This window comes from Kaistia hirudinis, from assembly GCF_014196455.1.
GTDB classification, from domain to species: domain Bacteria; phylum Pseudomonadota; class Alphaproteobacteria; order Rhizobiales; family Kaistiaceae; genus Kaistia; species Kaistia hirudinis.
On sequence record NZ_JACIDS010000004.1, the window covers coordinates 807917 to 819382 of the forward strand.

Consider the following 11466-nt stretch of genomic DNA (forward strand, 5'->3'; position numbering starts at 1 on the left):
CGGGCTTTGCCGTATCAGAGGATTTCTCCTCGCGCTTTGCGGCCGATCGCGGATATATCCATCTGCGAACAGGGCGACGGACCGGCGATGGACGGCGGCGATCAGATGAGCGGGACGACGGCTGGCGCTGGCGGCGCCTATCGCGTGCTCGCGCGCAAATACCGCCCGAAGAGCTTCGACGATCTCGTCGGCCAGGAGCCGATGGTCCGCACGCTCACCAACGCGTTCGAGACGGGCCGCATCGCGCAGGCCTATATGCTGACCGGCGTGCGCGGCGTCGGCAAGACGACGACGGCCCGGATCCTGGCGCGCGGCCTCAACTACAAGACCGACACGATCGACCGCCCGACCATCGACATGCCGGTGCTCGGCGTCCATTGCGCCGAGATCATGGAAGGCCGCCATGTCGACGTGATCGAGATGGATGCCGCCTCCAACAACGGCATCGACAATATCCGCGAGATCATCGAGGCGGTGCGCTACAAGCCCGTCTCCGCGCGCTACAAGGTCTATATCCTCGACGAGGTGCACATGCTCTCGGGGGCGGCCTTCAACGGGCTGCTCAAGACGCTTGAGGAGCCGCCGGAGCATGTGAAGTTCATCTTCGCGACGACCGAGATCCGCAAGGTTCCCGTCACCGTGCTGTCGCGCTGCCAGCGATTCGACCTCCGCCGGATCGAAGCCGACCGGCTGATCGGGTTGCTCAAGTCGATCACGCTCAAGGAAGACGTCACGATCGAGGACGAGGCGCTCGCCATGATCGCGCGCGCCGCCGAAGGCTCGGCCCGCGATTCGCTCTCGCTGCTCGACCAGGCGATCGCCCATGGCGCCGGCGCCATCCAGGCGGAAGATGTGCGCGCCATGCTCGGCCTCGCCGACCGCGCGCGCGTCATCGACCTGTTCGAGACGCTGATGGCCGGACGGACCGCGGAAGCGCTCGACCTCCTGAAGCGGCAATATGACATCGGCGCTGACCCGTCCGTCGTACTGCAGGATCTCGCCGCCTTCACCCATCAGGTTACCCGCTTCAAAGTTGTCGGCGAGCCGTCGGACCAGGCGGCGCTGCCCGAATCGGAGCGCCAGCGCGCGGCGGCGCTCGCCGGGACGATTTCGCTGCGGGTGCTGTCGCGGGCCTGGCAGATGCTGCTCAAGGGCATCGAGGAGGTCGGGACCTCGTCGCGCCCGCTCGCCGCCGCCGACATGGTGCTGATCCGCATCGCCCATGTCGCCGATCTGCCGACGCCGGACGAGGCGCTGCGCATGCTGAAAACCGGTGCCGCGATCTCCGCCCCGCCGGGTTCGGGGCCGCCATCCGCGCCGCCCCCGCCCGCCGCGCCGCGCGGTACGGCCGCGCTCCGTTCGCTGCCATCCGCCGAGCCGTCAGCCGTGCCGATGGCCCAGCCGTCGCCGCCGGCGCCGAGCGCCAAGGCCGTTCCGGCGATCCGTTTCCAGCGCTTCGAGGATCTCGTCGCCTATGTCGGGCAGAAGCGCGACGTGCCGCTCAAGATCGCGCTGGAGACGCAGGTTCGCGTCATCCGCTTCGACGATACGCTACTCGAATTCGAGCCGGTCGACGGGGCCGCGCGCAGCCTCGCGGCCGAGATCGGGCGCAAGGTCAGCGAGTGGACCGGCACGCGGTTCTCGGTCGTGCTCGGGCGCGGCGCCAGCCAGCCGACGATTGCCGAGGCGCGGGAAGCGCTGAAGGTGAAGGCGCGCAGCGATGCGCGCGCCGATCCGCTCGTCGCCGCCGTGCTGGCGCGCTTTCCCGGCGCCGAGATCGTCGACGTCCAGATCCGGGCGGAGGAGGGTGCCGACATGGTGCTCCCCACCACGGGCATGGTACCGACCGACAATCCCGACGAAGCGCCGGATGACGGCGAAGACTAGACCTTTGGAACGATCAAGGAGCTCACACGCATGACCGACTTCCTGGGCATGATGAAGAAGGCCAAGGAACTGCAGTCCAAGATGCAGGACATGCAGGCGGAGGTCGCGACGATCGAGGTCGAGGGCGCGTCCGGCGCGGGGCTCGTCAAGGTCACCATGACCGCCAAGGGCGATCTGAAGGCGATCGCGATCGACCCGTCGCTTCTGAAGGCCGACGAGGGCGAGATCCTCGAAGACCTGATCATCGCCGCCCATGCCGATGCCCGCGCCAAGGCGGAGCGCACCATGGCCGAGAAGATGCAGGCGCTGACCGGCGGCCTCGGCCTGCCGCCCGGCCTCAAGCTGCCGTTCTGAGCGAGCCGTCGCGCGCGCCATGGCCCGTTCCGTCCTCGGTCCCGAGATCGAGCGGCTGATTCAGCTGCTCGCCAAGCTGCCCGGCCTCGGACCGCGCTCGGCGCGGCGGGCGGCGCTCGCGCTCATCAAGAAGAAGGACCAGCTCCTCGTGCCGCTCGCCGGCGCGATGAGCCTCGCAGCCGAGCGGGTCAAGGTCTGCTCGGTCTGCGGCAATATCGATACCGTCGATCCCTGTGCCATCTGCTCCGATCCGGAGCGCGATGCGCGCACGCTGATCGTGGTCGAGGACGTCTCCGACCTCTGGGCGCTGGAGCGGGCCGGGGCGATGAAGGCGCGCTATCACGTGCTCGGCGGCACGCTGTCGCCGCTCGATGGCGTCGGGCCGGATGATCTGACCATCGACGCGCTGGTGCGGCGCTGCGCGAGCGGCGAGGTCTCCGAGGTCATCCTCGCCGTCAATGCGACCGTCGATGGCCAGGCGACCGCGCATGTCATCACCGATCGCCTGACGGCGACGCCGGTCAAGGTCTCGCGCCTCGCGCATGGCGTTCCGGTCGGCGGCGAACTCGACTATCTCGACGAGGGCACGCTCGCGGCCGCGCTTCGCGCGCGCACGCCATTCTGAGGAGAGCGCGATGGCCGAGGCGACTGTCGATATCCTGCTCGCCGCGCATCGCTTCTGGTGCGGCGAACTCGCGAGCATCGAGGACTACCCGGCCGACAAGGCGGAGCTCTGGTTCGAGCGCAAGGATGCGACGGACGAGGCGATCCGCAGCGCCTTCGGCAGTTCGCTCGACGCGGTGGCGCAGAAGGACTGGGATCTCGCGAGCCTGCCGCGCGAGGCGCAGATCGGCCTCGTCATCTTTCTCGATCAGTTTCCGCGCAACCTCTTCCGCGCCGATGCCCGCGCCTTCGCCTATGACGCGCGCGCCCGGGCCATCGCGCGGGAACTCGTGGCCGGGGGCGTGGCGCGCTACTGCCTGATCGAGCGCGTCTTCCTCTATCTGCCTTTCGAGCACAGCGAGGCGCTCGCGGATCAGGACCTTTGCGTGCGGCTGTATGAGGCGCTGCTCGCCGAAGCCCCCGCCGAGCAGCACGAGATCTACGGCAATTTCCTGCTCTATGCGCAGAAGCACCGCGACCTGATCCGTCGCTTCGGCCGCTTCCCGCATCGCAACGCGGATCTTGGCCGCGCCTCGACACCCGAGGAGGTTGCGTTCCTCGCGGAGAACGGCCGCGGCTACTGAACGAAGCGGCGCGTCTGGATCGCCGGGAAGGCGGCGAAGAGGATCTGGCCGAGCAGGCCGATCAGGCCGTCCGTGGCGACCAAATGGGCGAAGAATTCGGGCAGCGTGCGCCCGCCGAGGCCGACGGCGAATAAAGCTTCGGCCCCGATCAGGAGCACGAAGGCGAGCGCGCCGGCCAGCACGTCTTCATTGCGGCCCGAATCGAGCGGGACCCGCCGGAGGATCGCCGCGCAGACATACCAGCTGATCACGAGAATGACCGGCAGCTCGATCAGCACCGCGATCGTAGCGCCGAGATTGGGCGCCAGAACCCCGACGCGGATCATGCCGAGCACGATGCCGGCGACGAAGACGATCAGGAAATAGGCCGCTCCCGCAACGAGGATCCGCATCGCGCCTTGCCTCCTATTCGCTTGCCAGCAAATCGCCCTGGCGATCGAGCACCGGCGTGCCCTCTTCGCCGAATTCGAGCTGTTCGATCCGCGCCCCACGGTTCTTCAATTTGCGCGTCGAGATCAGGATATCGTCAATGTCCTTCGAGGCCTGCCCGAAATGCGTCTGGAGCTTCAGCACACGCTCGGTCACGCGCGCCACGTCCTCCATCAGCTTCAGCACCTCGCCCTGGATCACATGCGCCTGCTCGCGCATGCGCACGTCGCGCAGCACTGATTGCAGCACCTGGACCGAGAGCATCAGCAGCGAGGGCGAGACGATCACGATGCGCAGGCGATGCGATCCCTGCACGATGTCCTCGAAGCGCTCATGGATCTCGGCGAAGATCGATTCGGACGGCACGAACATGAAAGCCGTGTCCTGCGTCTCGCCGGGGATGAGATAGCGCTCGGCGATGTCCTTCAGATGCTTGGTGATGTCGCGACGGAACTGCGCTTCGGCGGCGCGCGTCATCTCCGGACCCTCGGCGGCGCGGATCGCATTCCAGGCCTCGAGCGGGAACTTCGCGTCGACGACGAGGCCCGGCGCGCCGTTCGGAAAGGCGATCACGCAGTCCGGCCGGTTGCCGTTGGAGAGCGTCGCCTGGAAGGCATAGCCGCCCGCCGGCAGCCCGTCCTGCACGATGGCCTCCATGCGCGCCTGGCCGAAGGCGCCGCGGGTCTGCTTGTTGGCCAGGATCTGCTGCAGGCCGACGACCTGCGACGACAGCTCGGTGATGTTCTTCTGCGCGCTGTCGATGACGGCGAGGCGTTCATGCAGGCGGCTGAGCCCCTCATGCGTGTTGCGCGTCGTCTCGTTCATGGACTGGCCGATGCGGTGGCCGAGGCCGTCGAGCCGTTCGGAGAGGCCGCGCACCAGCTCGGACTGCCGCGAGCCAAACACTTCAGCCATGGTCTGCATGCGGCCGGTCATCTCGAACTGGACGCGGACGAGCTCCGCGACGCGATGCTGGAACTCTGCGCCCTGCATGTGCAGCTCGGCATCCGCGGCGACGCGCCGCGCATGGCCGCGCCAGACCAGGATGAGGATCATGAGAAGCAGCAGCATGGCGATCGCCGCCGCCGCCAGCAGCGCTTCGGCGACAGTGATGGGGCGGCCGGAAATGTCGATCAGAACGTCCTGCATGGGAGAGCCATAGCCGATTCCGGCGGCAAATGGGATCAAAACATGAACATTCGTGCCGCCATCCCCAGAGAACCGCGGCATTGCGCGATTGACCCACCTTTGCGGAACGCCTATTTCAGGCCGCCAGCGTTGCGGTTTTCGGCGTCAAGGGTTCCATGGCCAAGCTCGATATCATCACTCTTCCCGACCCCAAGCTCCGTCTGGTGAGCGCCCCCGTGGAGCGCGTCGACGACGATCTGCGGCGGTTTCTGGATGACATGCTGGAGACCATGTACGAGGCGCCGGGCATCGGCCTCGCCGCCATCCAGGTCGGCGAGCCACGGCGGGTCGTGACGATCGACGTGTCGGGCCGCGACGACGAGGCGCGCAAGCCGCTCTTTCTCATCAATCCCGAGATCCTGTCGTCCTCGGACGATCGCTCGATCTATGAGGAAGGCTGCCTTTCGATCCCCGACTATTATGCCGAGGTGGAGCGCCCGGCCTCGGTGCGGGTTCGCTATCTCGATCGTGACGGCAAGCTGAACGAGCTTGAGGCCGAAGGCCTGCTCGCCACCTGCATCCAGCACGAGGTCGATCACCTCGACGGCAAGCTCTTCATCGACTACCTGTCGCGGCTGAAGCGCGACATGGTGGTCCGCAAGTTCGTCAAGGCCGCCAAGAGCGGCGTGAAGCCGGAATTCAAGCCGCACCAGCGCGAAGAAATGTGAGACAAGCCGAGCCCATGAGCCTTCGAATCGTCTTCATGGGCACGCCGGATTTCGCCGTGCCGACGCTGACCGAGATCATCGGGCAGGGGCACGAGGTGGTCGCAGTCTATACGCGCGCACCCAAGCCCGCCGGCCGCGGGCTCGAGGAGAAGAAGTCTCCGGTGCATCTGGTCGCCGAGCGGTTCGGCATTCCGGTCTTCACGCCCAAATCGCTCAAGGGCGAGGCCGAGCAGGTGGAATTTGCTTCGCTCGACGCCGATGTCGCGGTCGTCGTCGCCTATGGGCTGATCCTGCCGCAGGCGGTGCTCGACGCGCCGCGCGAGGGCTGCCTCAATCTCCACGCCTCGCTCCTGCCGCGCTGGCGCGGCGCCGCGCCGATCCACCGCGCGATCATGGCCGGCGATGCCGAGACGGGCGTTATGGTGATGCGCATGGAGGCCGGCCTCGATACCGGTCCCGTCGCGATGGCCGAGCGGATCGCGATCCGCGACGAGTGGACCACCGCCGATCTGCATGACCGACTTGCGCGCCTCGGCGCCGACCTCATGGTGCGCGCGCTCGCGGCGCTGTCGCGTGGTGGCCTCGCCGCGGTTCCGCAGGCGGAGGCGGGTGTCACCTATGCCGCGAAGATCGACAAGGGTGAGACGCGGATCGACTGGAGCCGGCCCGCGCGCGATGTGCATAACCATATTCGCGGCCTGTCGCCCTTTCCCGGCGCCTGGTGCGAGATGACGCTCGCCGGCAAGGCGGAGCGTGTGAAGATCCTTCGCTCCGCTCTGGTTGAAGGCGCAGGCGCGCCCGGCACCGTGCTCGACGGCGCATTGACGATCGCCTGCGGCGAGGGGGCGGTCCGGCTGATCGAATTGCAGCGCGCCGGCGGCAAGCCGATGAGCGCGGCCGATTTCCAGCGCGGTGCAGGCGTCTCCGCCGGCGCCGCGATCGCCTAGCGGCCGCGATGCCGCGCTACCGCATCCTGATCGAATATGATGGCACGCCCTATTCGGGCTGGCAGCGTCAGGCGAATGCGCCCTCGGTCCAGCAGACGATCGAGGAGGCGATCTTCCGCTTCTCCGGCGAGGATGTGCCGACGCGCGGCGCGGGGCGGACCGACACGGGCGTCCACGCGCTCGGCCAGGTCGCGCATTTCGACCTCGCCGGCCCTTGGCGCGGCGAGCGCATTCGCGATGCGATGAACGCCCAGCTTCGTCCCGCGCCGATCGCGATCCTCGAGGCGGCGGAGGTTGCCGATAGCTTCGACGCACGCCGTTCGGCGACGGCCCGGCACTATCTCTACCGCGTGCTCGACCGGCGTGCGCCGGCGGCGATCGACATCAGCCGCGTCTGGGACGTGCGCAAGCGTCTCGATATCGACGCGATGCAGGAGGCGGCCAATGCGCTGCTCGGCAAGCATGATTTCACGACCTTCCGCTCGGCCGACTGTCAGGCCAAGAGCCCGCTGAAGACGCTGGACAGGCTGGATATCACGCGCTCGGGCGACGAGGTGCTGTTCTCGGTCTCCGCGCGCTCGTTCCTGCACAACCAGGTCCGCTCCATGGTCGGGACGCTGAAGAAGGTCGGCGAGCGGAAGTGGCCGGTTTCGGCCGTTGCCGAGGTGCTCGAAGCCCGCGACCGCAAGGCCTGCGGCCCGGTGGCGCCGCCCGGCGGCCTCTATCTCATGCGCGTCGACTATGGCTCACGTGCCGAACAGGCCGTTGACGAGGCTGACGAGGACGAGGCCTGAGACGACGTCGGCCGCGACGAGGCCGGCGGCTGCCGCGCCGTCCCAGCCCAGCGTCCAGCGCGCGATGCGGTATTCATAGGCCAGCATCACGCCGGCGACCACGAGCGACAGCAGCGAGGCCAGATCCTGGTCGAGCCAGCGGAAGCCGAGCAGCAGCGAAATCACCGCCTGCGGCGCGAGCATCACCAGCGTCGACCAGTTCCGGGCGATCACGAAGCCGGTGTAGCTGCGCGTGATGCCGAGACGTTTTGCCAGCAAGGCGAGGACGATCGGCAGGAACAGAAAGTCGAGGGTGAAATCGGCGATGCGCGACAGGATGACCGCCGAGAGGGTCGGCGGTTCCGCCATTGCCGACAAGACGGCCCAGTCGCCGGCCATCAGGCAGAGAAAGAACGGCACGCCGTAAAGCGCGGCCGAAAATGAGTGCCAGAAGCCGTCGACGCTGAGATCGAAGCGGCGCAGCCCGTCGCGACGACCGAGGAAGAGCTCGACGGCGCCCGCGATGGCGGCAGTGGTGCGGGCGTCGAGCATCGGACCTCAGGCGAAATAGCCGTCAAGGAAGCGCCGATAGATGGCCTTCAGCTTGACGAGATCTTCGACCGCCACGCGCTCGTCGGCCTGGTGCATGGTCTGCCCGACCAGTCCGAATTCGACGACCGGGCAGTAATCCTTGATGAACCGGGCGTCAGAGGTGCCGCCGCTGGTCGAAAGCGCGGGCTGCACGCCCGTCTCCGCCTCGATCGCCGCGGAAAGCGTGCCGATCAGCGCGTCCGAGCGGGTCAGGAAGGATGCGCTCCAGCCGGGCTCGAAATCGAGCTCATAGGCGATCTCGTTGCCGGCGGCCTCGTCGAGCCGCGCCTCGATCCAGGCAGAGAGCGTGTCGCGGGTCCATTGGTCGTTGAAGCGGACGTTGAAGCGGGCCCTCGCCTCGGCTGGAATGACGTTCCAGGCGTGATTGTCGACATGGATGCCGACGAATTCGAGGTTCGAGGCGTCGAAATGCTCGCTGCCCTGGTCGAGCGCCTCGGCGGTGAGACGGCGGACTAGGCGGACGAGTTGCGGCACCGGATTGACGGCCAGATGCGGATAGGCGACGTGGCCCTGGCGACCATGGACGGTGATCGTGCCCGAGAGCGAGCCGCGGCGGCCGACCTTGATCGCCTCGCCGAGCCGGTTCGGGTTGGTCGGCTCGCCGACGATCGCCGCGTCGAAGCGATGTCCGCGCTTCGCGGCCCAGTCGAGGAGCTTGACCGTACCGTTGAGCGACGGCCCCTCCTCGTCGCCGGTGATCAGCAGCGAGATCGTTCCCGCCCGCAGGCCGCCATTGGCGAAATCGAGCGCCGCCGCGACGAAGGCGGCGATGCCGCCCTTCATGTCGACCGCGCCGCGCCCGTAGAGAAGGCCGTTCTCGATGTCGCCGCCGAAGGCGGGATGCGACCAGAGCGTGGCGTCGCCCGGCGGCACCACGTCGGTATGGCCGGCGAAGACGAAATGCGGCGCACCCGATCCGATGGTCGCGAACAGGTTCTCGACATCGGGCGTGCCGGCCTCGCTGAAGACGGGCCGCTCGACCGCGAAGCCGGCGGGAGCGAGCACGCTTTCGAGATAGGCCAGCGCGCCACCCTCGGCCGGAGTGACCGAGGGACAGCGGATGAGATCCTGCAGGATGCGGACGGGATCGGCGGCTTGGATGTCGCGAGAAGGCATGGCTCTCGTTGCCATGCCGGCAGCCGGCAATCAAGGGTCTCCCGCTGGCGCGCTCAGGCGCTTCGCGTGGGAGCGGTGTTCATGAATTCGCGCGTCGCCTCGAAGGAGATGATGCCGGCGTCCGAGCCGAGGCCGGTTGCGACGAGCGCCGCCGAGGCCTGCGCGAAGCGGAGCGTCGTCTCGCGGTCCATGCCATGGTGCAGGCCGGCGATGAAGCCGGCATTGAACGCGTCGCCGCAGCCGGTCGTGTCGACGACATCCACCGCGAAGGCCGGCTGCCGCAGGATGCTGCCATCGGCGTCGATGAAGCAGACGCCGTCGCCGCCGAGCGTGAACACGCAATGGGTGATGCCGCGATCGAGGAAGAAGCGGCCGGCATCCTCGGCATTGGTCTGCCCGGACAGCACCATGGCTTCCTCCACCGACGGCATGAAATAGTCGATGAAGGGAAACAGCGGCTGGATGACCGGAAGGGTCTTCTCGCTGACGCCAATCAGATCGAAGGTCACAGTCCGGCCGCGCCGCTTCGCCTCTGCCAGCAGCGCGCGGCTCGGTTCGCCGTCGAGGCGGTCGAGCAGGCCGGAACCGCCGAGATGGATGATCGGCGGGGCCAGAACGCGATCGAGCGATTCTCCGGGAATGAGGAAATGTCCTGACGCGCCGCGCACATGCAGCGCCGGCCGCTCGCCGTTCTTGCGGATGTTCAGGATGGTCGCCGAGGTCGGCACGCCCTTGAGACGCTGCATCTCGCTGCGGTCGATGCCGAAGCGGTCCAGCGTCGCGAGCACGAAATCCGCCTTCTCGTCATCGCCGACCGCACCGACCGCCAGGCAGTTCAGCCCGAGCTTCGCGAGATCCACCACCGTTCCGCCGGCGGTTCCCGCCACCGTCAGGCGGATCTCGTCGATGAACTCGACATTGCCGCCCGGCGGGATGTGATCGACCGGACGGCCGAGAATGTCGAGAATGTAGAGACCGATGACCGAGACATCGTGCACCATTGGCTTCCCCCCTCTGTGCCTTGGCGCGAGTGGAAACCGCTTCGCGCCAAAACACCAGAGGAAAGGATGATCCGCCGGGACGGTCCTGTGCCTGCGATCCCTAGTCGCGCAGCAACTCGTTGACCGAGGTCTTGGAGCGGGTCTTCTCGTCGACGCGCTTCACGATCACCGCGCAATAGAGCGAGGGGCCGGGAGCGCCATTCGCCAGCGGCTTGCCCGGCAGCGAACCCGAGACGACGACCGAATAGGGCGGCACACGGCCGATATGGATCTCGCCGCTCTCGCGGTCGACGATCTTGGTCGAGGACGAGATGAACACGCCCATCGACAGCACCGAGCCTTCGCCGACCACCACGCCCTCGACGACCTCGGAGCGGGCGCCGATGAAGCAATTGTCCTCGATGATGGTCGGGCCGGCCTGCAGCGGCTCCAGCACGCCGCCAATGCCGACGCCGCCGGAGAGGTGCACGTTCTTGCCGATCTGCGCGCAGGAGCCGACGGTCGCCCAGGTATCGACCATGGTGCCTTCGCCGACATTGGCGCCGAGATTGACGAAGGAGGGCATCAGCACGACGTTCGGCGCGATATAGGCCGAGCGGCGGACGATGGCGCCGGGAACCGCACGGAAGGCGGCGGCGCCGAACTCCGCCGCGCCCCATCCGTCGAACTTCGAGGGAACCTTGTCCCACCAGGTCGAGCCGCCGGGGCCGCCGGAGATGGCGCCCATCGGGTTCAGGCGGAAGGACAGCAGCACCGCCTTCTTCAGCCACTGATGCACGACCCAGTTGCCATCGACCTTCTCCGCGACGCGCGCCTTGCCCTTGTCGAGAAGCTCGAGCGCGAATTCGACGGCCTCGCGCACCTCGCCCTTCGTGTCCGTACCGATCTCGGCGCGCGCCTCGAAGGCGGCCTCGATGGTTGCTTGCAGGGCGGTGTGATCGTGCGACATCGGTCGGGTTCCAGTGCGTTTCTTGTCAGTGTCTTGGACGGCGGACGATATCGGCGGACGCGGCCAAGTCAACGGAAGTCTCGGCGCCTGCCGCGCGCGGCAGGATCGCATGGCACGCCAAGGGCGCTTGGCGCTGGCACTGCGCCGGCCCAGCCTGGCGCAGCTCCAGCCCTCAGGCCTTGTTCTTCCACACGAGGGAAGCGCTGAGGAGGTAGTTCCAGACGGCGCCGACGATGGAGCCCGCGACGCCTGCGGCCCACCATGTGGCGGTCTCGTGGAACACCCAGCTGGCCGC

At 67.7% G+C, this 11466-nt stretch carries 13 protein-coding genes; 7 read left to right on the top strand and 6 right to left on the bottom strand.

Features of this window, described 5'->3' with window-relative positions; all coding sequences use genetic code 11:
* The first annotated feature begins 105 nt into the window (after nt 1–105).
* From GGR25_RS18505 to GGR25_RS18520, 4 genes are read left to right on the top strand one after another with little or no spacing between them, the layout of a single operon-like run.
* Nucleotides 106–1887, top strand: coding sequence for a DNA polymerase III subunit gamma/tau (locus tag GGR25_RS18505; protein WP_246409921.1), 1782 nt, complete (start codon nt 106–108; stop codon nt 1885–1887).
* A gap of 30 nt (nt 1888–1917) precedes the next feature.
* The gene (locus GGR25_RS18510) at nt 1918–2241 is read left to right on the top strand and encodes a YbaB/EbfC family nucleoid-associated protein (RefSeq protein WP_183400284.1); all 324 of its coding nucleotides are present in this window, start codon (nt 1918–1920) and stop codon (nt 2239–2241) included.
* A gap of 19 nt (nt 2242–2260) precedes the next feature.
* Nucleotides 2261–2866, top strand: coding sequence for a recombination mediator RecR (recR, locus tag GGR25_RS18515; protein ID WP_183400285.1), 606 nt, complete (start codon nt 2261–2263; stop codon nt 2864–2866).
* Nucleotides 2867–2876: 10 nt separating this feature from the next.
* A complete protein-coding gene (locus GGR25_RS18520) occupies nt 2877–3488 on the top strand; it encodes a DUF924 family protein (protein ID WP_183400286.1) in 612 nt (203 codons plus the stop codon).
* Here the strand turns inward: GGR25_RS18520 and GGR25_RS18525 are convergent.
* Entirely contained in the window at nt 3482–3880 is a 399-nt protein-coding gene (locus tag GGR25_RS18525) for a hypothetical protein (protein ID WP_183400287.1), read from the bottom strand. The two genes, GGR25_RS18520 and GGR25_RS18525, sit on opposite strands and share 7 nt — an antisense overlap.
* Nucleotides 3881–3893: 13 nt before the next feature.
* The gene (locus tag GGR25_RS18530; protein ID WP_183400288.1) at nt 3894–5066 is read right to left on the bottom strand and encodes a DNA recombination protein RmuC; all 1173 of its coding nucleotides are present in this window, start codon (nt 5064–5066) and stop codon (nt 3894–3896) included.
* A 155-nt stretch (nt 5067–5221) separates the two neighbouring features.
* On the opposite strand from GGR25_RS18530, the gene def reads away from it, so the two are divergent.
* From def to truA, 3 genes are read left to right on the top strand one after another with little or no spacing between them, the layout of a single operon-like run.
* A complete protein-coding gene (gene def, locus GGR25_RS18535) occupies nt 5222–5773 on the top strand; it encodes a peptide deformylase (protein WP_183400289.1) in 552 nt (183 codons plus the stop codon).
* Between the two features lie 14 nt (nt 5774–5787).
* Nucleotides 5788–6720: a methionyl-tRNA formyltransferase gene (gene fmt, locus GGR25_RS18540; RefSeq protein ID WP_183400290.1), complete on the top strand. Its 933-nt coding sequence runs from the start codon at nt 5788–5790 to the stop codon at nt 6718–6720.
* Between the two features lie 8 nt (nt 6721–6728).
* Complete coding sequence (truA, locus tag GGR25_RS18545; RefSeq protein ID WP_183400291.1) at nt 6729–7514, top strand: tRNA pseudouridine(38-40) synthase TruA; 786 nt, start codon at nt 6729–6731, stop codon at nt 7512–7514.
* On the opposite strand, the gene GGR25_RS18550 is transcribed toward truA, so the two are convergent.
* The 4 genes from GGR25_RS18550 to dapD form a co-directional block, all read right to left on the bottom strand.
* On the bottom strand, nt 7467–8045 hold the full coding sequence (locus GGR25_RS18550) for a hypothetical protein (RefSeq protein WP_183400292.1): 579 nt from the start codon (nt 8043–8045) through the stop codon (nt 7467–7469). The genes truA and GGR25_RS18550 overlap by 48 nt on opposite strands.
* 6 nt (nt 8046–8051) lie before the next feature.
* Nucleotides 8052–9221: a succinyl-diaminopimelate desuccinylase gene (gene dapE, locus GGR25_RS18555; RefSeq protein WP_183400293.1), complete on the bottom strand. Its 1170-nt coding sequence runs from the start codon at nt 9219–9221 to the stop codon at nt 8052–8054.
* Nucleotides 9222–9274: 53 nt separating this feature from the next.
* Complete coding sequence (locus GGR25_RS18560; RefSeq protein WP_183400294.1) at nt 9275–10222, bottom strand: carbohydrate kinase family protein; 948 nt, start codon at nt 10220–10222, stop codon at nt 9275–9277.
* Nucleotides 10223–10322: 100 nt separating this feature from the next.
* The gene (gene dapD, locus GGR25_RS18565; protein ID WP_183400295.1) at nt 10323–11171 is read right to left on the bottom strand and encodes a 2,3,4,5-tetrahydropyridine-2,6-dicarboxylate N-succinyltransferase; all 849 of its coding nucleotides are present in this window, start codon (nt 11169–11171) and stop codon (nt 10323–10325) included.
* Between the last annotated feature and the right edge of the window lie 295 nt (nt 11172–11466).